Genomic DNA, 20,433 nt, shown 5'->3' with positions numbered 1-20,433 from the left:
AGCGCAGATTTCGCAGACCGGCCATGCGCCGCCCGCATGGCTCGCGGCCCGGGCGTCAGCCGAAGCGGCGGGCCGAGGCGTCCTCCTGGGCCAGCCGGTGCAGGGCCGTCAGGACCTGCTCGTACAGGACGGTGGACACGAGCAGGGTGTGCACGGTCCGCGCGCGCGGCGCGCCGTCGGCCACCCGGCCGATCTCGTGGGCGGCGACCTCCGTGGCGGCCTTCACGTAGGGGCGCAGGTCGGTGAGGGTGATCGGGAAGCCGAGCCGGCGCAGCGCGACGAAGGTGTGCGCCAGCAGGTCGCGGGCGGGGGAGCGGTCGCCGACCGTCCAGCCGAGCTCGCGGACGAGCGCGTCGACGTCCTGCCGCGCGGCGCGCCAGTGCGGGTCGTACGGCGCGGCGACGTGCGGGCCGATGGCGTACTGGGCGGTGCCGAACAGCTCGTGCAGGCTGACCCGCTCGTCCTCGATCGCCTCGACGATCCGCTGGATCGCCGCGACCGGCAGGTCGCCGACCTCGCGCAGCGCGCTGATCAGCCGCAGCCGCTCCAGGTGCCGGTGGTCGTACTCCGCGCGGGTCGCGCTCACCGCCGAGCCCTTCGGGAGGAGGCCCTCCCGGATGTAGAACTTGATCGTCTGGACCGTCAGGCCGCTGCGATCGCTGAGCTCGGAGATCTGCACCGCGCACCTCCTTGTCCGGAGGACAAACGCTATCCAGCGCGTGCGGGCCGATACCGGCACTCGTCAAAGGTGGCCCGAGATGCGGTGCTTTGTCTGACCTGCCCGGACCCCGCCGGACGGTCGCGCGCCGCACGGGGACGCGCCGGGCCGTGCCGGGCGCCCCCGAACGGCCCGGCGCGGCCCGGTCCCGGGCGTCAGGCGGTCAGCCGCAGATCGGCGATCGACCGCCCGGCGCGCACCGCGCACCCGCCGGGCAGCCGCTCGTCCAGCGGGACCCGGACGGTCACCCGCTCGCCCGCCGCGGCCTCCGCGACCGCGAACCCGGCCAGCCGGAGCGGCAGCGCGTCCGACGAGGCGTAGCACTGCACGACCTCGCGGCCCGGCCGCTCGCCGGTGTTGCGGACGGTCACCTCAGCCGTCCCGCCCGACACCGCCAGCGACTCGTACTCCCAGCCCGTGTACCCCAGGCCGTGCCCGAACGGGTACGCGACCTGCTCGGGCGCGTAGTGCAGGTAGCCGATCGCGGCGCCCTCCGCGTACGGCAGCGACCCGTCCTCGCCGGGGACCGGCGACAGGATCCCGTCCTCCGACACCGGGAACGTCGTCGGCAGCCGCCCGCCCGGCTCGGCCGCGCCGGTGAGGACGTCGGCGATCGCGTCGCCGCCCTCCTGGCCGGGCAGCCACGCCCACAGCACCGCCGCGACCTCGTCCCGCCACGGCATCAGCACGGGCGCGCCCGCGTTCACCACCACGACCGTGCGCGGGTTCGCGGCGGCGACGGCCGAGACCAGCTCGTCCTGGCGGCCGGGCAGCGCGAGCGTCGTCCGGTCGAAGCCCTCGCTCTCCACGTCGTCGTTGGTGCCGACGATCACGACCGCGGCGTCGGCGGCGCGAGCGGCCTCGACCGCCGCCGCCAGCTCCTCGTCCTCGGGGAGGTGCGGCTCGTGGTACCCGATGCCGAACGCGGTCAGGAACGACCCCGGCCGGTAGGCGCGCCGCAGCTCCACCGGGACCGCCCGCCCGGCGGCGAGCTCCACCTCGACGCGGTGCTCCGGCGGGCGCATCATCGCCTCGACCGGGTCGCCGCCGTCCAGGGCCAGGTTCACCGTCGCCGTGGTGTCCGCGACCCGCACGTCGTACTCGCCGACGCCCGCGACCGCGAACGTGTGCACGCCGTCCGCCGCCGGCGTCACCCGCGCGCGCACGACGATCTGCGCCGTCCCCTCCGGCACGCCCTCGAAGAACATGAACCGGGCCGCCTCGCGGTGCTCGGAGTCGAGGATGGCGCCGTCCGCGTCGATGAACTCCAGCCGCACCCCCGGCTTGCCCGTCTCCGGGTCCGTGGTCATGTCCAGCGGCAGCGCCGCCAGCCGCTCGTGCGGGTACACGCCCGCGTGCACGGTCAGCTCGGTGTCCGCGCCGAGCGCGCGCCGCAGACCGTCCACCGGCGACACGACGTGCTCGGGGTTCACGTGCGCGCTGCCTCCGCCCTGCGCGCTGAACCGCACCGCGTTCGGGCCGATCAGCGCCAGCCTGCGCGGCACGTTCAGCGGGAGCGCACCGCCCTCGTTGCGCAGCAGCACGCACGCCCGCGCCGCGAACGCGCGCAACTGGGCGGGCGCGTCGGCGGGCGTCGTCACCGGCGCCGGCTCGGGGAACCCCTCCAGCGCGCCGACCCGCGCGGCCAGCCGCAGGATCCGCAGCACCTTGTCGTCGACCAGGTCCTCGGCGACCTCGCCGTCCCGGACGGCCGCGACCAGCTTGTCCCGCCACGCGTTGCCGGGCATCCCCGGCATCTCCAGGTCCATGCCCGCGTTGGCGCTCGCCGCGGTCGACCGGATCGCCGTCCAGTCCGACATCAGCACGCCGTCGAACCCCCAGCGCTCCTTCAGCACACCGGTCAGCAGCGCGTGGTTCTCCGTCATCGTCGTGCCGTTCACCCGGTTGTAGGCGGCCATCACCGCCCAGGCGCCCGCCTTCACCGCGTCCTCGAACGGGCGCATGTACACCGCGTCCAGGGTCGCGTCGTCGATCCGGGCGTCGTACGACATCCGGGCGGTCTCGGAGTCGTTGCCGACGAAGTGCTTCACCGTCGCCGCGACCCCGGCCGACTGCACGCCCGTCACGAACCCGACGCCGATCCGGGCGGTGAGCAGCGGGTCCTCGGAGTAGTTCTCGAAATGCCGGCCGCCCAGCGGCGTCCGGTGCAGGTTGATCGTCGGCGCGAGCTGGACGTGCACGCCCTTGTCCCTGGCCTGGGCGCCGTTCAGCCGGCCCACCCGCTCGGCCAGGTCCGGGTCCCACGTCGCGGCCAGCGCCGTCGGGCTGGGGAACAGCAGGCTCGTGCTCCGCTCGTCCCACGCGGTGCCGCGGATGCCGCTCGGGCCGTCCGACAGCACCACCTTCCGCAGCCCGATCCCCGGGATCGGCCGCAGCGACCAGAAGTCGGCCCCGCTCAGCAGGTGGACCTTCTCCTCGAGCGTCAGCTGTGCGAGCCGCTTGCGCAGGCGGGCCTCGTCGACGGACATCGAACCTCCTCCAGGACGTCTCCGGACGCCGCCCACCCTATTTCCCGATACCGAGTACTCGGTAGGTTTGTTACTTGTACGTTATCTTCGGTTCTGCGTAGAGTGAGGTGCCGTGAGGACCAGCACGGATCGGCGGCGCGGCTACGCCTCGGGCGACGCCCGGCGCGAGCGCATCCTGCACATCGCGACCCAGGAGTTCGCCGAACACGGCTACCGTGGCACGTCGCTGGCCCGCGTCGCCGAACGCGCCGGGCTCTCCCAGCCCGGCCTGCTCCACCATTTCCGCACCAAGGAGCAGCTGCTCGTCGCCGTCCTCGAACTGCGCGACCAGCGCGACATGGAGCGGTTCTTCGCCGACGAGGCGGCCGGCGGCCTCGACCTGCTGACGGCCCTGGTCCGGGTCGTCGAGCACAACAGCCGCACGCCGGAGCTCGTCCGGCTCTTCGTGGTCCTGACGAGCGAGGCCGTCACCGCCGACCACCCCGCCCAGGACTGGGCCCGCGCCCGCTACGAGCGCCTGCGCGCGTGGGTCGCCGACGCCCTCCGCCGCGCCGCCGGGGCGGGCGAGGTGCGCCCCGGCCTCGACGCCGACGCCACCGCCGCCCGCATCATCGCCCTCATGGACGGCCTGCAGACCCAATGGCTCCTCGACCCGGACGCCATCGACATGCCCGCCCTCTTCCGGGCCCACATAGACGAGCTCCTGGCGACCCTCCGCCCCAGAGCCTGATCCTCCGGTCAGCTGCGGCGCATGCCCTCGCTGATCTTCTCGGCGGCGGCGACGACGGGGGCGGCGTGCAGGCGGCCGGGGGAGCGGGTGAGGCGTTCGAGGGGGCCGGAGACGGAGACGGCGGCGATGACGCGGCCGCCGGCGCCGCGGATCGGGGCGGAGACGGAGCCGACGCCCTGCTCGCGCTCGCCGACGGACTGCGCCCAGCCGCGGCGGCGGACGGAGGCGAGGGTGGTCGCCTCGAACTTGGCGCCGCGCAGGCCGCGGTGCATCCGGTCGGGCTCCTCCCAGGCCAGCAGGATCTGGGCGGCGGACCCGGCGCTCATCGGCAGGGCGGCGCCGACGGGGATGGTGTCGCGCAGGCCGCTGGTGCGCTCGGCGGCGGCGACGCAGACGCGGACGTCGCCCTGGCGGCGGAACAGGGAGGCGCTCTCGCCGGTGTGGTCGCGGAGCTGGGCGAGGACGGGCTGCGCGATGGCGAGCAGGCGGTCCTCGCCGGCGGCGACGGCGAGCTCGGCGAGCCGCGGGCCGAGGATGAACCGGCCCTGGGTGTCGCGGTGGACGAGGCGGTGGTGCTCCAGCGCGACGGCGAGCCGGTGGGCCGTGGGGCGGGCGAGGCCGGTGGTCTGCACGAGCTGCGCGAGCGAGGCGGGACCGGCCTCGAGCGCGTTCAGCACGAGAACCGCTTTGTCAAGTACGCCGACTCCGCTAGAGTTGTCCATGTCTTGATATTGCCGTCTCGTAATTTGAGATGCAAATCAGGCGACCGGACCCGCGGCGCGACGGTGCGCCGCACGATCATGACAGGTGAGGTGGGTGTGATGGGCCGTACATTGGCCGAGAAGGTGTACGACGCGCACGTCGTACGGCGTGCCGAGGGTGAGCCCGACCTCCTCTACATCGACCTGCACCTGGTCCACGAGGTCACCAGCCCCCAGGCGTTCGACGGGCTGCGGATGGCCGGCCGCCAGGTGCGCCGCCCCGACCTGACGATCGCCACCGAGGACCACAACGTCCCGACCACGGACCTGCTCAAGCCGATCGCCGACCCGGTGTCGCGCACCCAGGTCGAGACGCTCCGCAAGAACTGCTCCGACTTCGGCGTCCGGCTGCACCCGATGGGCGACGACGGCCAGGGCATCGTGCACGTCATCGGCCCGCAGCTCGGCCTGACCCAGCCCGGCATGACCGTGGTCTGCGGCGACTCGCACACCTCCACGCACGGCGCGTTCGGCGCGCTCGCGTTCGGCATCGGCACCAGCGAGGTCGAGCACGTCCTCGCCACGCAGACGCTGCCGCAGATCCAGCCGAAGACGATGGCCGTCACCGTGAACGGCGCGCTGCCCGAGGGCGTCACCGCCAAGGACCTGATCCTCGCGATCATCGCGAAGATCGGCACCGGCGGCGGCCAGGGCCACATCATCGAGTACCGCGGCGAGGCCGTCCGGTCGCTGTCGATGGAAGGCCGCATGACGGTCTGCAACATGTCCATCGAGGCCGGCGCCCGCGCCGGGATGATCGCCCCGGACGAGACCACGTTCGCCTACCTCAAGGGCCGCCCCAACGCCCCGCAGGGCGAGGACTGGGACAAGGCCGTCGAGTACTGGACGTCCCTGCGCACCGACGACGACGCGGTCTTCGACAAGGAGGTCGTGATCGACGCGGCCGAGCTGACCCCGTTCGTCACCTGGGGCACCAACCCCGGCCAGGGCCTGCCGCTCGCCGAGTCCGTGCCGGACCCCGCGTCCATCGACGACCCCGTCAAGCGGCAGAACGCCGAGCGGGCCCTGGAGTACATGGGCCTCACCGCCGGGACCCCGCTGCGTGACATCAAGGTCGACACCGTCTTCGTCGGCTCCTGCACCAACGGCCGCATCGAGGACCTGCGCGCCGTCGCGGGCGTGCTGGAGGGGCGCAAGGTCGCCGACGGCGTCCGGATGCTGGTCGTCCCCGGCTCCATGAAGGTCAAGCAGCAGGCCGAGCAGGAGGGCCTCGACAAGGTCATCTCCGCCTCCGGCGCCGAATGGCGCGAGGCCGGCTGCTCGATGTGCCTGGCGATGAACCCCGACAAGCTCACCCCGGGCGAGCGCAGCGCCTCCACGTCCAACCGCAACTTCGAGGGCCGGCAGGGCCCCGGCGGCCGCACCCACCTGGTGTCGCCCGCCGTCGCCGCCGCCACCGCCGTCACCGGCCGCCTGGCCGCCCCCGCCGACCTGTAAGGAGCGACCGATGGAAGCCTTCACCACCTACACCGGGCGCGCCGTCCCGCTGCGGCGCAGCAACGTCGACACCGACCAGATCATCCCGGCCGTCTGGCTCAAGCAGGTCAGCCGCACCGGATTCGACAAGGGCCTGTTCTCCGCCTGGCGCGAGGACCCGGACTTCGTGCTGAACCAGCCGCAGTACGCGGGCGCCGGCATCCTCGTCGCCGGCCCCGACTTCGGCACCGGCTCGTCCCGCGAGCACGCCGTCTGGGCCCTGCAGCAGTACGGGTTCCGCGTCGTGATCGCGCCGCGGTTCGGCGACATCTTCCGCAACAACTCGACCAAGATGGGGCTGCTGCCGGTCGTGCTGACCGACGCGCAGGTCGAGGCCCTGCAGAGCGCCGCCGAAAAGGACCCCGCCCTCGAGATCACCGTCGACCTGGAGAAGCGCGAGGTCCGCTGGGGCGCCGACACGGCGTCCTTCGAGATCGACGACTACACCCGCTGGCGGCTCATGGAGGGCCTGGACGACATCGGCCTGACCCTCCGCCACGGCGACGCCATCAACGACTACGAGGCCGCCCGCCCCGCCTGGCTCCCGGTAACCGTGTGACCCAGGGGGACGACCCCCTGGAACCCCCGTCACGACGGACAGGCTGTTTCCCCGCTCAGCGGGGAAACAGCCTGTCCGTCGTCGGGCATGCCCGCTCCGCTCGCTGCACTCGCTCCGCGTGCCTCCCCGTGAGCGGGCCGAGCTCGACCTGCCGGGGTTGGCGGACCCCGGGGGCCGGGTCGCGTAGCCTCGCGCGGGAGAATTCCTCTCAGGGGACGAGGACGCCCGAGCAATGGGGGGCTTTTGTGAACGCCGTGCCGTGGACCGGACCGCAGTGGGACGACCCGGCGCTGACCCGGCTCGCCCGGCAGCTGCGCGACGCGCACCGGGCCGTGGCGCCGCTGCCGCCGCAGACCCGCCAGCGGCTCATCCGCCACCTCCTGGCGATCACCGATCTGGCGAAAAGGGACTCCGACCTCGCCGCCCGCAGGCTGGAGGCGTTCCTGGCCGATTTCCACGAGGCGCCCGACGTCCGTTAGCGTGCGCAGTGGCCGGATCCGGTCCGGTCACCCGGCGAGACGGGGGCGAGGCCGACAAAAACGCCAGCGACACGGCAACTCTTGCGTGCAGGTGATTGTGTCCATGCTGAGGGTCCCTTAGTTTCGTTCGGGCAAGGGGGGAACTAGAGGAGTAACCCATGAACAAGCGTGAGCTGGTCGACGCCATCTCTGACCGGCTGGGCAGCAAGAAGGCCGCAGCCGAGGCCGTCGACGCGATCCTGGAGGCGATCCAATCCGCCGTCGCCAAGGGCGACAAGGTGGCGATCACCGGGTTCGGTTCGTTCGAGAAGGCCGACCGGCCTGCCCGTACGGCCCGCAACCCCGCAACGGGCAAGACCATCGAGGTTCCCGCGACGTCCGTGCCGAAGTTCAAGGCCGGCGCGGACTTCAAGAACCTGGTGGCCGGCAAGAAGTAGCCTCGCGCGGCAGCGCCCGGGACCGTGAACGAACGGTCCCGGGCGCTGCCGCGTTCACGGCCCCGTCAGCTCTCCGGCAGCGGGAACGTCGACAGCGTCACCACCGCGACCCGGTCGCCGTCCATCGCCAGGTTCACCCGCTGCCCGAAGCGCAGCAGCCGCAGGCCCCCCGCCGCGAACGCGTCCGCACCGAACGGCAGCTCCGTCCCGTCGTCCAGCAGCACGCTCCCCGTCCGCGCGGCCGCGTCGAAGTCCTTCACCGTCCCCTGCATGCGCGAACCCTATCCCCGGCCGTGCCCGGCGGACGGCGCGAAATCGGGGAGCAGCGCGGCGACGGCCGCGGTGCGGGGGCCGGTGCCGAGGGCCAGCGCGGCGCGCAGGTCGTCGGGGGTGTCGACGTCGCGGCGGACGCTGTCGGTCCCGGGCAGCAGCAGCTCGCGGGCGCCGCGCGCGCGGTGCGCGGTGCGGGAGTCGCCGCCGAACGCGGGGGAGAACGGGACGCCGGGACGCGCCGTGTAGAGGGTGGTGCCGACGCCCGCCGCGTCCGGGACGAACGCCTCGGGCGCCCGCGCCGCCGCGTCGAGGACCGCGGCGAGTTCGTCCGGCCGCAGAGCGGGCAGATCGGCGGAGAGCGCGCCGACGCCCGCGCCGGGTGCGAGGTCGCGGCCGCGTCCCGCCCCGTGGATCAGGGCCGGGTTCAGCCCGGCGTCGGGCTCGTCCGGGACGATCCGGGCGCCGAGCGCGGCGAGCTCCGCGGCCGGGACGGGATCGTCGGTGACCACTATCACATCGCGGACGCGGGAGCAGCGCAGCGCCGCCGCGACGGTGTCGGCGGCGACCGCCAGGGCGAGCGCCTCGCGGTGCGGCCCCGCCGCCGCGGACATGCGGGTCTTGGCCCTGGCCAGCACCTTGACCGGCACGACGAGCGACCACTCGGGATGAGGCGCGCTGGGCGCTGGGGTAGACATGGCAACTCGACACTATGCGCAGACAACCGCGACACTTGAGGACACCCCGCGTTCACGCCGGGTACGGATGGAGGAGGGACGGATCATGGGCCACGGGTACTCGCCTGGCTGGCGCAAGCTCACGATCGTCGTCCTGCGGCCCCTGCTGTTCGGGCTGCTGAGACGGGACTGGCGCGGCCGGGGCAACGTGCCCAGCACGGGCGGTGTGATCATCGCCGCCAACCACATCTCCGAGTCCGACCCCCTCGCCCTCGCGCACTTCGTCTACGAGGCCGGCCGCTACCCCGTCTACCTCGCCAAGGCCGCGCTGTTCAGCACGCCGGTCGTCGGGGCCGCGATGCGCGGCACCGGCCAGATCCCGGTGCACCGCGACCGCGCCGACGCCGCGCTCGCCCTCAAGGACGCCGAGAAGGCGCTGGTGGACGGCGAGTGCCTGATGTTCTACCCGGAGGGCAGCTGCACCCGCGACCCCGAGCTGTGGCCGATGACCGGCCAGACGGGCGTGGCGCGGATGGCGCTGACGACGGGCGCGAAGGTCGTCCCGGTCGCGACGTGGGGCGCGCACGAGCTGCTGCCGTACAAGAAGGCCGAGCAGCGCGGGCTCGCCGGGAGCCTGAAGAAGGGGTTCCACCCGTTCCCGCGCAAGACGATGAAGGTGATCGCGGGCCCGCCGATCGACCTGTCGAAGTACGAGGGGCTGCCGCTCACCAAGGAGACGCTGCGCGCGGCCACCGACGACATCATGGACGTGATCTCCGAGCTGCTCGGCGAGCTGCGCGGCGAGCGCCCGCCGGCGGAGCGCTACGACCACCACCGGGTGCTGGAGGAGCGGCGCCGCGCCGCCAAGCCCGCCGGGCCCGCGGAGGCCGTGGAGGCCGCCGAGGCGGGCGGGGTGCCCGGCCCGGCCGAGCCGCCGGACGGCGCCGGGGACGCGGGCGGCGCCGAAGACGCGGGCGCCGCCGGGAAGACGGACGCCACCGAGACGAGCAAGGCGGGTGACTCGTGACCTACCGCACCGCGGTGATGGGAGCCGGCTCCTGGGGGACCACGTTCGCCAAGCTGCTGCACGACGCGGGCGGCGAGGTCACCCTGTGGGGCCGCCGGCCCGAGCTCGTCGAGACGATCAACGAGCGGCACGAGAACGCCGACTACCTGCCGGGCGTCGCGCTGCCCGCGGCGATCCGGGCGACCCTCGACCCCGCCGAGGCCCTGGACGGCGCCGACTTCGTGGCGCTCGCCGTCCCGGCGCAGAGCCTGCGCGGCAACCTCTCCGGCTGGGTGCCGCTGCTGCCGTCCGGCGCCGTCCTGGTCAGCCTGATGAAGGGCGTGGAGCTCGGCACGACCCGGCGGATGTCGGAGGTGATCCGGGAGGTCGCCGACGTCCCGGAGGAGCGGGTCGCGGTGTTCAGCGGGCCGAACGTGGCGCGCGAGATCGCGACCGGCGAGCCGAGCGCCGCGGTCGCCGCGTGCGTGGACGAGCAGGCCGCGGTGGGGCTGCAGGCCGCCACGATGACCCCCTACTTCCGCGTCTACACCTCCACGGACGTGATCGGCGTGGAGCTGGGCGGCGCGATCAAGAACGTCGTGGCGCTGTGCGTCGGGATGTCGGTCGGGCTCGGGTTCGGGTCCAACACCCAGGCGGTGCTGATGACCCGCGGGCTCGCCGAGATCACCCGGCTCGGGATCGCGCTCGGCGCCGACGAGCACACCTTCGCCGGGCTCGCCGGGATGGGCGACCTCACCGCGTCCTGCATGTCGCCGCTCGCGCGGAACCGGACGTTCGGCGAGAACCTCGGCCGCGGGATGACGCTGGAGCAGGTCGTCGCCGTCACCAAGCAGACCGCCGAGGGCGTGAAGTCCTCGGAGGCGGTGCTGGAGCTGGCCCGCAAGCACAACGTGGAGATGCCGATCACCGAGGCGGTCGTCTCGGTGCTGTACCACGGCACGCCGATCACGGAGGCGGCGATCTCGCTGATCTCCCGTTCACCGAAGCCGGAACGGTACGGAGTGTGACCCGTGGACGACGCGACGTCGCGTCCGGTGCCCGGGGCGCGCCCGGATCGTTCGTGGCCGCACCGTACTGATCACCGGTAGGGTCGGGAATCATGTCCCAGGTTTCCAAGATTCGCGTGGCCGTGGTGTTCGGCGGGCGCAGCTCCGAGCACGCGATCTCCTGCGTCACCGCGGGCGCCGTCATGGCCGCGATCGACCGGGACCGCTACGACGTGCTGCCGATCGGCATCGCCCGCGACGGCCGCTGGGTGCTCGCGCCCGAGGACCAGCGGCTCGCGATCGAGGACGGCCGGCTGCCCGAGGTGTCCGGCGGCGGCAGCGCCCTCGCGCTGCCGTTCGACCCGGACAGCCGCGGGCTGATGGTCGTCGAGCCAGGGAAGGTCCCCGCCACGCTCGGCGAGGTCGACGTCGTGCTGCCGCTGCTGCACGGGCCGTACGGCGAGGACGGCACCATCCAGGGGCTGCTCGACCTCGCGGGCGTCCGGTACGTCGGCGCCGGGGTGCTGGCCAGCGCGGTCGGCATGGACAAGGGGTTCATGAAGCTCGTCTGGCAGGCGCGCGGGCTGCCCGTCGGCCCGTACGTGCTGATCGGCGACCGGGAGTGGCGCCGCGAGCGCAAGCGCAAGCTCGACGAGGTCAAGGAGCAGCTGGGGCTCGCCGCCGGGCGGGCGGTGTTCGTCAAGCCGGCCCGCGCCGGGTCCAGCATGGGCATCACCCGGGTCGCCGACGAGGCGGACCTGGAGGCCGCGGTCGAGACGGCCCGCGAGCACGACCCGAAGGTGATCGTGGAGGCGGCGATCGAGGGCCGCGAGATCGAGTGCGGCGTGCTGCAGGGCCTGGACGACGGCCCGCCGGAGGCGAGCCTGCCCGCCGAGGTGCAGATGGCCGGCGACCACGACTTCTACGACTTCGAGACCAAGTACCTCGACGGCGGCACCCGGATGGCGATCCCGCCGGACCTGCCCGCGGAGGCGATCGAGGAGGTCCGGGCGATCGCGGGGCAGGCGTTCGAGGCGCTGGACTGCGAGGGCCTCGCCCGGGTCGACTTCTTCCACACCCCGGACGGCCGCTGGATCCTCAACGAGATCAACACGATGCCGGGGTTCACGCCGGCGTCGGCGTTCCCGCAGATGTGGGCCGCGACCGGGCTGGACTACCCGTCGCTCGTCGACCGGCTGATCCAGACGGCGCTGCGGCGCTCCACCGGGCTCCGCTGATCCCGCCGCGGGGCGCCGTCACGTCCCGGTGAAGGGGATCCAGGCGCCGCCGCGCAGGGCGTTGGCGCCGGTGGTGTCGGTCGCGCGGGCGCCGTCGTCGGAGAACGTCCACAGCGTGTTCCCGATCATGACGGACCGGGTGACGGCGCCGCCGAGTGCGCCGGCGGGGTGGCGGATCGTCCCGGCCTCGCGTATCCCGGTCCCGTCGATCTTCAGGGCGAGCGCCTCGCCGGGCCCGCGGTCCCGGGACGTCACCGGGACGACCGCGAGCCCGGACGGCGCCCAGTACAGGAACGCGTGCGGCTCGAACTCGCTCGCGGACGTCGCGCCGGGCAGCCGGTGGACGCCCACGCGGCGCGGCGTGCCGGCGACGTCGAACAGCGAGACCTGGAGGCCTTCGGGACGGCCCGCGCTGGTCGCGTCCTGGCCGATGCCGAGGAGCCGTCCGTCCGCCAGGGGATGCAGGTACGCCGAGTAGCCGCTGATCTTCAGCGTGCCGGTGACGCGGGGACGGCTCGGGTCCTTCAGATCGACGGCGTACAGCGGGTCGATCTGCCGGAACGTGACGGCGTAGGCCATCGTCCCGATGAACCGGACGGCGTACAGCCGCTCGCCCTTGCCGAGGCCGCCGACGCGGCCGACCGGGTCGAGGCGCGCGCCGTGCTGAGCGAGGACGAACACCGAGCTCTGCGACCCGGACCCGTCCGGCTTCGTGCCCGCGGAGGTGGTCGCCAGGCGCAGGTCGCCGCCGTACTCCGACAGCGAGTACTGGTCGGGGAGCCGGCCCGGCACCTCGCCCGACGCGACGTACCGGGGGTGCGCGCCGCCCCTGGCGTCGAACTTGTACACGTCCGTGGACTCCTGGAACGGCGCCGCCGAACGCGTGCCGGGCAGGGGGCCTGGCGGAGCGCCCGTCACGAAGAGGCTGGACCCGTTGCCGTAGACGGTGGTGCCGTCGGCGGCGACCGCGATGGGGGACGGGTCGCCGAGCCCGCGCGCGAGGTCGACCGTGAGGACGGTCAGCATCGACGTGCCGGTGTACGAGGCAGGGCGGCTGACCTGCTCGCACGGCGTCCGGAAGGTCCGTGCCGTGCCGCCGCCGGCGCTCACCGTGAAGGCGGGCAGCCACGCGTCGAGCGGCGCCTTCCGGACCCTCTCCTGGTTGCGGCGGACGGCGTCGTCGTGCGAACCCGCCGGGTCCTTCGGCATCGGGAAGTCGATGGCGGGCGTCGAGCGGACCACGACCCGCGCCACCGAACCGGTCTGGCGGGCGTCGACGTACCCGGTGCCGGACGTCATCGTGCCGACGATCCTCGGGGTCCCGGCGAGGTCGATCAGCGTGAGGTCGGTCTCCGGACCGGACGCGCCACCGGGCACGCGGCCGGGCGCGCCGTCGGGCACGGGGCCGGGCTCCGCGCCGCGCAGCAGGGGGCGGATCGGCAGCCGCTCGGACAGGACGAGCACGCGGTCGCCGCTGAGCAGGAGCTGCGCGTTGCCCGTCCACGCGGTCCCGGCGGGCGGGTTCACGGTGTGCACGACCTTGCGGGACGCCGCGTCGATGACCTGGAGGCGGCCGCGGGCGAGCGCGACGATCCGGCGGCCGTCGGTCTTGACGGTGTCGGGCTCGTCGGCGCCGGGTTCGTGGGCGTTGGTGGCGGAATGCTGCGGGGTGGCCGGCTGGGCGTTCCGCGTCGCCCCGTCCGGCACGGCGCCTTCCGCCTTCGGGAGGGCGCCGCCGCGCGTCAGCGGGACGACGTCGCCCAGCCCGTAGGGGCCGACGCGGGCGGCGGTCGCCTCGCGCAGGCCGTCCAGCAGCGGGCCGCAGCCGTCGTAGGCGACGAGCCGCACGGGGGATGCGGACCGATGGGCGGGGGAACCGGGGGAGCCGGCGCATCCGGCCAGCAGCGCCGCCGCCGCGACCGGTGCGATCGTGCGGGCACGCATTGGCCTTGGACGCGGGCGCGGCCGTCCCGGTTCCCGGTGATGGCGGTTTGACGTGTCCTTCGCGGCGGTGAAATCCGGCCGAAACGCGTCCGGGACAGGATCGGGAGCGTTCCCGTCACCGTTCCGGAAGGATGCCCGCCTTGTCGCTCTCACCCGTTCCGCCCGCCCCGACCCCTCCGTTCCCCTCGGAGGGGAGGGCACGGCCGGTGCCCGGGCACGACCGCTGGCATCCCGCCATCCCCGGCGTCGCCGAGGTGATCACCGGGGGGACCGTCCGGATGGAGTGCGCCGCCCGCGAGCCGGGCGAGGACGCGGTGCTGTGCGGCCCGCTCGTGGTCGTGGGCGCGGAGCCCGGCGACGTGATCGTGGTGGACGTCCTCGGCGTGGGCCGCGCCGACGGGGTGTACTGCGCGTCCGGGCATCCCGGCCTCATCGGGTGCGCGCCGCGGACGGTGCGGCCGGCGCCCGAGGACGACGGGGGGCCGATGCTGCTCGGCGGCGTCCATCCGGCGGCCCGCGCGCGCGTGGCGGCGGAGGCGGTGCGCAGCGAGGCCCGCGGCCGGGAGATCGGCGGCTGCGCGATCGCGCCGCTGACCGCCGGGTCCCGGATCCTGCTGCCGGTGCACGTACACGGGGCCAAGCTGTCGGTCGGCGACCTGCATTTCCCGCCGCGCGGCGCCCTCGACTGCCGGACCGCCGGGCTGGCCGGCTGGATCGACCTGCGGATCAACCTGACCCGGCGCGGCATCGAGCGGTTCCGCGTGACCGCCCCGATGCTGATGCCCGCCCCGTCCCCGCGGATCGCCTAGCCGCGGGCGCGGCCCGCCGTCTCTCCGGACCGCGCCCGCCCGCGCCCGCCGCCTGGCCGGGACCGCATCGCTAGGCGCGGAAGACCTCGCCGCCGTCGACGTTGAGGATCTGGCCGGTGATCCACGCGGCCTCGTCCGACAGCAGGAACAGGCAGGCGCCGACCATGTCCTCGGGCGTGCCCATCCGCTTGAGCGCCATCTTCTGGTCGACGATCTTCTGCGACATGTTGCCCGGGACGACCTTGCGGTTCGCCTCGGTGTCGGTCGGGCCCGGCGCGATCGCGTTCACGCGGATGCCCATGCTGCCGAGCTCGTGTGCGAGCTGCTGCGTCAGCCCGTTGATCCCGACCTTGGCGAGCCCGTAGAAGCCGGAGTACTGCCACGCGGCCGTGGACGACTGGTTCACGATCGACCCGCCGCCGCGCGCCTGCATGTGCGGGTAGCAGGCGCGCGCGCAGAGCAGGGCGCCGTCCATGTTCACCGACATGAACTTCTTGTAGTAGTCCCAGTCGACGGTGAACAGGAAGTCCAGCTTCATCGTGCCGAAGATGGCCGCGTTGTTCACCAGGTGGTCGATGCCGCCGAACCGCTCCGCGGCGGCGGCGGCCATGGCCTCGGTGGACGCCGGGTCGGACACGTCCGTCTTCACGAACAGGCCTTTGATGTCGTCGGCGACGGCCTGGCCGCGCTCGTCGACGTCCGCGACCACGACGGACGCGCCCTCCGCCGCGAGCCCTCGCGCGTACGCCTCGCCGATGCCCTGGGCCGCGCCAGTGACCACCGCGACCTTTCCCTCGAACCTCATGCTCACAGTCCCCTCCGCGCGCGGCCGTCCGGCCCCTGGTTCTGGACAGGTGTCCAGACTACCGTTCAGGACGGTCCGCGGCGCAAGTGGTGGATCCCCGCGAACTCCGCATCAGCCTCATCCGCCGCATCCGCCGCATCGCGAGGATTCCGGGACGCGGGCCCCGATGCCGGGACGAAATGATCTAGGGTGAGCGCCGGGGGAGCGGTGGCACTGCAGCGGATCAAGGTCGGGGCCGTCTACGGCGGCGCGCTGCTCGGCCCGCTCGGCGGCGGGGTCGTCTCGCCGATGCTCCCGGAGATCGGCCGGTCCGTGCACGCCTCGGCGGGCGCCGCGGCCGCGTCGCTGACCGCCTACTTCGTGCCGTTCGCGCTGGTCCAGCTGGTGTCCGGGACGCTGGGGGAGCGCTGGGGGCGCCGCCGGACGGTCCGGATCGCCTACCTCGTGTACGCGGCGGGCTCGCTGGTGTGCGCGCTCGCGCCGGCGCTGGGCCTGTTCCTCGGGGCGCGGGCCGCGCTCGGGGCGGCCAACGCGTTCACCTCGCCGCTGCTGCTCGCCGGGCTCGGCGACATCGTGCCGCGCGACCACCTCGGCCGGGCCGTCGGGGTGTACTCCAGCTGCCAGGCGGCCGGGCAGTCGTTCGCGCCGCTGGTCGGCGGGCTCGCCGCGGCGTCGTCGTGGCGGCTCGGGTTCGTCGTGGTCGCGGGGGCCGCGGTGCTGCTGGCGTTCGCGCCGCCGCCGGGGGAGCCGCGCCCGGCCGCGGCGGCGCCGCCCTGGCGGCCGCTGCTGAGCCGGCGGATGGGCCTGCTGTCGGCGGCCTCGTTCCTGTCGTATCTCGGCGCGTCCGCGCTGCCGTTCCTCGTGGCGCTGTACGCGCGGGAGAAGCTGCACGTCAGCGCGGACCTCACCGGCGTCGCGCTGCTCGGGTTCGGAGTGGCGGGGCTGGTGCTCGGCGCGGTCTGGGGACGCGTCGCCGAGCGGGCCGGGGCGCGGCTGTGCGGCGGCGTCGCGGCGGTGGTGACCGGGGTGTTCGTCGCGGTGGTGGGGTCGTCCGGGTCCGTCGGCGCGCTCGCCCTGTGGTGGACGCTCGCGGGCGCGGGGGCGTCGATGATGACGGTCGCGCTGCAGAGCCTCACGATGCGGGCGGTGCCGCGGAACCGGGGCGGGGCGCTGTCGGCCGTGTCGGCGTTCCGGTTCGGCGGCGGAGCGGTCGCGCCGCTGGTGTGGCTGCCGGTCTACCACGCCGGCGCGGCGGGCGCCTTCGCCGCCGCGGCGTGCTCGCTGCTGCTGGTCGTCCCGGTCCTCGCGCTCACCGGCGACGCCGCGGGGTGACGATGCTCACCGGACCGTGCCATTGTTGGGCGCCGGAACCGCCGGTAATTTACTGGACATCTCGTCAATAACCCGTCGGCGCGCCGGAGGGAAGCCCATGTCGGTCCAGCAGCCGCCCGTACGGCGGCCCCCGGAGCCGGAGAACATCGTCCTGCAGGCGCGCGACGTCCGGTTCGACTGGTCGGACGTCCCGCTGCACTGGATCCCCCGCGACCCGGTGGCCACCCACCTCATCAACGTCCTGCACATGCTGCTGCCGGCCGGCGAGGAGTGGTTCGTCAAGGTCTTCAAGGAGGCCGTCCCGTACATCCGCGACGACCGGCTCCGCGAGGACGTCCTCGGCTTCATCGGCCAGGAGGCCATGCACGCCGCCTCCCACGACGCCGTCCTCGACCACTTCGTCGAGCAGGGCCTGGACGTGCGGCCGTTCGTCCGGCAGGTCGAGTTCGTCTTCGAGGACCTGCTCGGCGACCGCGGCCTGACCGGCGACCGCAAGCGCGCCTGGCTGTTCGAGCGGATCGCGCTGATCGCCGCGATCGAGCACTTCACCGGCGTCCTCGGCGACTGGATCCTCAACGCGAAGGCGCTGGACGAGGCGGGCGCGGACCCGATGATGCTGGACCTGCTGCGCTGGCACGGCGCCGAGGAGGTCGAGCACCGGCACGTCGCGCACGACCTGTTCATGCACCTCGACGGCTCGTACGCGGCCCGGCTCCGCGCGATGGGCGAGACGATCACCATGCTCGGGGCGCTGTGGCACCGCGGGCACCGCTTCCTGATGGCCCGCGACCCGATCGTCCGGGGCCGGATCAAGGGCGGGATGCGGCACCTGCGCCGCACCGGCCCGGCGGGCCTCACCCCCTCCGGGCGGATGGTCGGCGCCTCGGTGGCGCGCTACCTCAAGCGCTCCTACAGCCCGCTGAACGAGGGGTCCACCAGCCAGGCCCTCGCCTACCTGGCCGCGTCCCCGGCGGCCCGGGCGGCGCTGCGATGATCCCGCCCGACCTGCGGGGACGCCGCGAGCGCGACCCGTTCTGGGTCGCGGTGAACGCCGCGTTCAACGGCATCCAGCGGTTCCGCTCGCTGCGCGCCCCCGCCCCGCCCGCCGTCCGGCCCGTCGACCGGACGCTGCGCCTGACCGTCCAGGAGGTGCGCCGCGAGGCCGACGACGTGGTCAGCCTGCGGCTCGGCGCCACAGGCGAGCGCGTCCTGCCCGCCTGGCAGCCCGGCGGCCACCTCGACGTGCTGCTCGCGTCCGGGCGCCGCCGCCAGTACTCGCTGTGCGGCGACCCCGCCGACCGGCGCGCCTACCGGATCGCCGTCCGCCGCCTGCCCGACGGGGGCGGCGGGTCCGTCGAGATGCACGAGCTGCGGGAAGGCGACGAGGTCGCCGTGCAGGGGCCGCGCAACGCGTTCCCGTTCCTGGCGCACGACCGGTACGTGTTCCTCGCCGGGGGCATCGGCATCACGCCGATCCTGCCGATGGTGACCGCCGCCGACCGGTTCGGCGCGGACTGGCGCCTGGTCTACACCGGCCGGACCCGGGCGTCGCTGCCGTTCCTGGACGAACTGCCCGCCGGGCGCGTGACCGTCCGCACCGACGACGAGCACGGCGTGCCGTCCGCCGCGGACCTGCTCGGCGACGTCCCCGACGGGACCGCCGTGTACTGCTGCGGCCCCGCGCCGATGATCGACGCCGTCCGCGCGTCCGTCGGCCTGAACGCGACCCTGCACTACGAGCGCTTCGCGCCGCCGCCCATCGCCGGCGGGAAGCCGTTCGAGGTGGAACTGCGGCGCAGCGGCCGCACCCTGGCGGTGCCCGCCGACCGGTCCGCCCTCGACGTCGTCAGGGACGTGCTGCCGGACGTGGCCTACTCCTGCCGCCAGGGCTTCTGCGGCACCTGCCGGACCGCCGTCCTCGCCGGCGACGTGGACGACCGCGCCCCGTCCGACCAGGGCGACGACTCCATGCTGGTCTGCGTCTCCCGCGCCACCGGAGGGCGCATCACCCTCGACCTGTGATCCGGCGGAGACCACGCCCGGCGCCCGGATGTGCCAGGCTTGGGGGATCTGGTCCCGTCCTGAGGAGAACGTGCCGTGCCGCCAGCCGACCTGCCGGATCGCATCGGCCCCTACCGGGTGGCGGACCGGCTCGGCGAGGGCGGGATGGGGACGGTCTACGTCGGGCTGGACGAGACCGGCCGCAAGGTCGCCATCAAGGTGATCCGCCGCGAGTACGCCGCCGACCGGCAGTATCGGGCGCGGTTCCAGGCGGAGGTCGCGGCGGCGCAGCGCGTCCGCCCGTTCTGCACCGCGCCGGTGCTCGACGCCGACCCGGCCGCCGACCCGCCGTACCTGGTCACCGAGTTCGTCAACGGCCCGAGCCTCGACGACTCCGTCGCGAAGGACGGCCCGCTGCGCGGCGCCGACCTGGAGGCCGTCGCGGTCGGCATCGCGACCGCGCTGACCGCGATCCACGACGCGGGCGTCGTGCACCGCGACCTCAAGCCGGCGAACGTGCTGCTGTCCACGTTCGGCCCGCGCGTCATCGACTTCGGCATCGCCCGGTCGGTGGACGGGACGCGCCTCACCGCGACCGGCGGCATCGTCGGCACGCCCGCGTTCATGGCGCCCGAGCAACTGGACGGGCGCGGCGCGACCCCCGCGTCCGACGTGTTCGCCTGGGGCGCGACCGTGGCGTTCGCGGCGCGCGGCGGCCCCTGCTTCGGCGGCGACTCGCTCCCCGCGATCATCCACCAGATCGTCAGCGGGGAGCCCGACCTGAGCGGGCTGCACGGGACGCTGCTCGGCGCGGTCGAGGCCGCGCTGGCGAAGGACCCGGCGCGGCGCCCGTCCGCGCAGGCGCTCCTGGACCGGCTGATCTCCGGTGGCGCCCCGCGGCAGGCACCGGCCGGCGCCCCGCCCGCCGGGCTGTCGAAGACGGGTATGTCGCGGACCGGCATGTCACCGGCCGGTGCTCCGAGGCACGCCGCCACTGAGAGCGGCCCGCCGCCCGCACGGCACGGCGGCCTCTCCGCGGCGCCGCCCCCGGGCCAGGCCCTCACGCAGCCCCCGCCTCACGCGGCCACGCCGCCTCCCGCGCACGCCCCGACCCCTCCGCCCGCACCCGCCCCTTCGCCGGCGCTCGCGGCGGGCGAGGCCGACGCGCTCGTCGAGCGCCAGTACCGGCAGGCCGCGCAGGCGGGCGACCCGTCCGCCATGCGCAACCTCGCGGTGCTGCTGAGCATGCAGGGACGGACCGCCGAGGCCGAGTCGTGGCAGAAGTACGCCGACGCGGTCGCCGCGCGACCGGCGCCGTACCCGCAGGGCACCGCGCCCGGCGCCTACGGCCCGCCGACGCAGGCGCCCGCCGCCGGCCCGCGCCCGAACCCGTACGCCAAGCCGTCCTACAACCACGCCTCGATCTACGCGCTGACCTGCGGGCTCGTCGGGCTGATCTCCTGCGGCCTGACGTCCATCCCGGCGATCGTCGCCGGGCACATCGCGTGGGCACGGGTGCGGCGCTCCGGGCAGCGCGGCCTCGGCTTCGCGATCACCGGGATCTCGCTCGGCTGGCTCATGGTCGCGTTCTGGCTGCTCGTCCTGCTCGGCTGGTCGCTGCCCGACGACACGTCCAGCGGCTGACCCCGGGACCGGCCCCGCGATAAATGCGTT

At 74.3% G+C, this 20,433-nt stretch carries 20 protein-coding genes; 13 read left to right on the top strand and 7 right to left on the bottom strand.

Translation table 11 applies throughout. The features are described from left to right. Nucleotides 1-55 precede the first annotated feature (55 nt). On the bottom strand, nt 56-679 hold the full coding sequence (locus tag F9B16_RS24915; protein ID WP_151542542.1) for a MerR family transcriptional regulator: 624 nt from the start codon (nt 677-679) through the stop codon (nt 56-58). 194 nt (nt 680-873) lie between these two features. Then, on the bottom strand, nt 874-3,207 hold the full coding sequence (locus F9B16_RS24910; protein WP_151542541.1) for a glycoside hydrolase family 3 protein: 2,334 nt from the start codon (nt 3,205-3,207) through the stop codon (nt 874-876). A 112-nt stretch (nt 3,208-3,319) separates the two neighbouring features. Between F9B16_RS24910 and F9B16_RS24905 the strand changes: the two genes are divergently transcribed. Continuing rightward, entirely contained in the window at nt 3,320-3,937 is a 618-nt protein-coding gene (locus F9B16_RS24905; RefSeq protein WP_151542540.1) for a TetR/AcrR family transcriptional regulator, read from the top strand. Nucleotides 3,938-3,945: 8 nt separating this feature from the next. Here F9B16_RS24905 and F9B16_RS24900 read toward each other — a convergent pair whose 3' ends face one another. Further along, nucleotides 3,946-4,659, bottom strand: a complete 714-nt coding sequence (locus F9B16_RS24900; RefSeq protein ID WP_151542539.1) for an IclR family transcriptional regulator — start codon at nt 4,657-4,659, stop codon at nt 3,946-3,948. A gap of 99 nt (nt 4,660-4,758) precedes the next feature. Between F9B16_RS24900 and leuC the strand changes: the two genes are divergently transcribed. From leuC to F9B16_RS24880, 4 genes are all read left to right on the top strand, one after another. Next, entirely contained in the window at nt 4,759-6,156 is a 1,398-nt protein-coding gene (gene leuC / locus F9B16_RS24895; protein ID WP_151542538.1) for a 3-isopropylmalate dehydratase large subunit, read from the top strand. Nucleotides 6,157-6,166: 10 nt separating this feature from the next. Further along, nucleotides 6,167-6,754, top strand: a complete 588-nt coding sequence (gene leuD / locus F9B16_RS24890) for a 3-isopropylmalate dehydratase small subunit (RefSeq protein WP_151542537.1) — start codon at nt 6,167-6,169, stop codon at nt 6,752-6,754. Nucleotides 6,755-6,999: 245 nt separating this feature from the next. Next, nucleotides 7,000-7,233, top strand: coding sequence for an SCO5555 family protein (locus F9B16_RS24885; protein WP_151542536.1), 234 nt, complete (start codon nt 7,000-7,002; stop codon nt 7,231-7,233). Between the two features lie 158 nt (nt 7,234-7,391). Beyond that, nucleotides 7,392-7,670 carry an HU family DNA-binding protein gene (locus F9B16_RS24880; protein ID WP_151542535.1) on the top strand — a complete coding sequence of 93 codons (279 nt, stop codon included), beginning with the start codon at nt 7,392-7,394 and terminating at the stop codon, nt 7,668-7,670. A 65-nt stretch (nt 7,671-7,735) separates the two neighbouring features. Here F9B16_RS24880 and F9B16_RS24875 read toward each other — a convergent pair whose 3' ends face one another. Further along, complete coding sequence (locus tag F9B16_RS24875) at nt 7,736-7,942, bottom strand: hypothetical protein (protein ID WP_151542534.1); 207 nt, start codon at nt 7,940-7,942, stop codon at nt 7,736-7,738. A gap of 9 nt (nt 7,943-7,951) precedes the next feature. Then, entirely contained in the window at nt 7,952-8,638 is a 687-nt protein-coding gene (cofC, locus tag F9B16_RS24870) for a 2-phospho-L-lactate guanylyltransferase (protein WP_151542533.1), read from the bottom strand. Nucleotides 8,639-8,723: 85 nt separating this feature from the next. Between cofC and F9B16_RS24865 the strand changes: the two genes are divergently transcribed. The 3 genes from F9B16_RS24865 (at nt 8,724) to F9B16_RS24855 (ending at nt 11,868) form a co-directional block, all read left to right on the top strand. Further along, nucleotides 8,724-9,644: a lysophospholipid acyltransferase family protein gene (locus tag F9B16_RS24865; protein ID WP_151542532.1), complete on the top strand. Its 921-nt coding sequence runs from the start codon at nt 8,724-8,726 to the stop codon at nt 9,642-9,644. Nucleotides 9,645-9,661: 17 nt separating this feature from the next. Continuing rightward, nucleotides 9,662-10,651 (top strand): NAD(P)H-dependent glycerol-3-phosphate dehydrogenase, encoded by a 990-nt coding sequence (locus F9B16_RS24860; protein ID WP_151542552.1) that lies wholly within the window; start codon nt 9,662-9,664, stop codon nt 10,649-10,651. 92 nt (nt 10,652-10,743) lie between these two features. Further along, nucleotides 10,744-11,868 (top strand): D-alanine--D-alanine ligase family protein, encoded by a 1,125-nt coding sequence (locus F9B16_RS24855; RefSeq protein ID WP_151542531.1) that lies wholly within the window; start codon nt 10,744-10,746, stop codon nt 11,866-11,868. A gap of 18 nt (nt 11,869-11,886) precedes the next feature. Here the strand turns inward: F9B16_RS24855 and F9B16_RS24850 are convergent, their stop codons facing one another. Further along, nucleotides 11,887-13,812 (bottom strand): beta-propeller domain-containing protein, encoded by a 1,926-nt coding sequence (locus tag F9B16_RS24850; RefSeq protein WP_151542530.1) that lies wholly within the window; start codon nt 13,810-13,812, stop codon nt 11,887-11,889. Nucleotides 13,813-14,018: 206 nt separating this feature from the next. Here F9B16_RS24850 and F9B16_RS24845 point away from each other — a divergent pair, with 206 nt between their 5' ends. Then, nucleotides 14,019-14,621, top strand: a complete 603-nt coding sequence (locus F9B16_RS24845; RefSeq protein WP_225991919.1) for an acetamidase/formamidase family protein — start codon at nt 14,019-14,021, stop codon at nt 14,619-14,621. A gap of 70 nt (nt 14,622-14,691) precedes the next feature. Here the strand turns inward: F9B16_RS24845 and F9B16_RS24840 are convergent, their stop codons facing one another. Further along, complete coding sequence (locus F9B16_RS24840; RefSeq protein ID WP_151542528.1) at nt 14,692-15,426, bottom strand: SDR family oxidoreductase; 735 nt, start codon at nt 15,424-15,426, stop codon at nt 14,692-14,694. Between the two features lie 189 nt (nt 15,427-15,615). Here F9B16_RS24840 and F9B16_RS24835 point away from each other — a divergent pair, with 189 nt between their 5' ends. The 4 genes from F9B16_RS24835 to F9B16_RS24820 all read left to right on the top strand — a co-directional run bounded on the left by F9B16_RS24835 (nt 15,616) and on the right by F9B16_RS24820 (nt 20,403). After that, complete coding sequence (locus F9B16_RS24835) at nt 15,616-16,758, top strand: MFS transporter (protein WP_151542527.1); 1,143 nt, start codon at nt 15,616-15,618, stop codon at nt 16,756-16,758. 97 nt (nt 16,759-16,855) lie between these two features. Beyond that, the gene (locus F9B16_RS24830; RefSeq protein WP_151542526.1) at nt 16,856-17,752 is read left to right on the top strand and encodes a metal-dependent hydrolase; all 897 of its coding nucleotides are present in this window, start codon (nt 16,856-16,858) and stop codon (nt 17,750-17,752) included. Then, nucleotides 17,749-18,780 carry a PDR/VanB family oxidoreductase gene (locus F9B16_RS24825; protein ID WP_151542525.1) on the top strand — a complete coding sequence of 344 codons (1,032 nt, stop codon included), beginning with the start codon at nt 17,749-17,751 and terminating at the stop codon, nt 18,778-18,780. The genes F9B16_RS24830 and F9B16_RS24825 overlap by 4 nt, the downstream gene beginning before the upstream one ends. 75 nt (nt 18,781-18,855) lie before the next feature. After that, the gene (locus tag F9B16_RS24820; protein WP_151542524.1) at nt 18,856-20,403 is read left to right on the top strand and encodes a protein kinase domain-containing protein; all 1,548 of its coding nucleotides are present in this window, start codon (nt 18,856-18,858) and stop codon (nt 20,401-20,403) included. The last annotated feature ends 30 nt before the right edge of the window (nt 20,404-20,433 follow it).

This window comes from Actinomadura montaniterrae (assembly GCF_008923365.1).
GTDB lineage: Bacteria > Actinomycetota > Actinomycetes > Streptosporangiales > Streptosporangiaceae > Spirillospora > Spirillospora montaniterrae.
Note: the sequence above shows the minus strand (reverse complement) of the source record. Positions and strands in the feature narration are given on the sequence as shown.

Excerpts from the sequence above, each read along its gene's own strand:
- F9B16_RS24910 (WP_151542541.1), bottom strand. The coding sequence starts at position 3,207 with ATGTCCGTCGACGAGGCCCGCCTGCGCAAGCGGCTCGCACAGCTGACG.
- F9B16_RS24900 (WP_151542539.1), bottom strand. The coding sequence starts at position 4,659 with ATGGACAACTCTAGCGGAGTCGGCGTACTTGACAAAGCGGTTCTCGTG.
- leuC (WP_151542538.1), top strand. The coding sequence starts at position 4,759 with ATGGGCCGTACATTGGCCGAGAAGGTGTACGACGCGCACGTCGTACGG.
- leuD (WP_151542537.1), top strand. The coding sequence starts at position 6,167 with ATGGAAGCCTTCACCACCTACACCGGGCGCGCCGTCCCGCTGCGGCGC.
- F9B16_RS24880 (WP_151542535.1), top strand. The coding sequence starts at position 7,392 with ATGAACAAGCGTGAGCTGGTCGACGCCATCTCTGACCGGCTGGGCAGC.
- F9B16_RS24875 (WP_151542534.1), bottom strand. The coding sequence starts at position 7,942 with ATGCAGGGGACGGTGAAGGACTTCGACGCGGCCGCGCGGACGGGGAGC.
- cofC (WP_151542533.1), bottom strand. The coding sequence starts at position 8,638 with ATGTCTACCCCAGCGCCCAGCGCGCCTCATCCCGAGTGGTCGCTCGTC.
- F9B16_RS24865 (WP_151542532.1), top strand. The coding sequence starts at position 8,724 with ATGGGCCACGGGTACTCGCCTGGCTGGCGCAAGCTCACGATCGTCGTC.
- F9B16_RS24860 (WP_151542552.1), top strand. The coding sequence starts at position 9,662 with ATGGGAGCCGGCTCCTGGGGGACCACGTTCGCCAAGCTGCTGCACGAC.
- F9B16_RS24855 (WP_151542531.1), top strand. The coding sequence starts at position 10,744 with ATGTCCCAGGTTTCCAAGATTCGCGTGGCCGTGGTGTTCGGCGGGCGC.
- F9B16_RS24850 (WP_151542530.1), bottom strand. The coding sequence starts at position 13,812 with ATGCGTGCCCGCACGATCGCACCGGTCGCGGCGGCGGCGCTGCTGGCC.
- F9B16_RS24840 (WP_151542528.1), bottom strand. The coding sequence starts at position 15,426 with ATGAGGTTCGAGGGAAAGGTCGCGGTGGTCACTGGCGCGGCCCAGGGC.
- F9B16_RS24830 (WP_151542526.1), top strand. The coding sequence starts at position 16,856 with ATGTCGGTCCAGCAGCCGCCCGTACGGCGGCCCCCGGAGCCGGAGAAC.
- F9B16_RS24825 (WP_151542525.1), top strand. The coding sequence starts at position 17,749 with ATGATCCCGCCCGACCTGCGGGGACGCCGCGAGCGCGACCCGTTCTGG.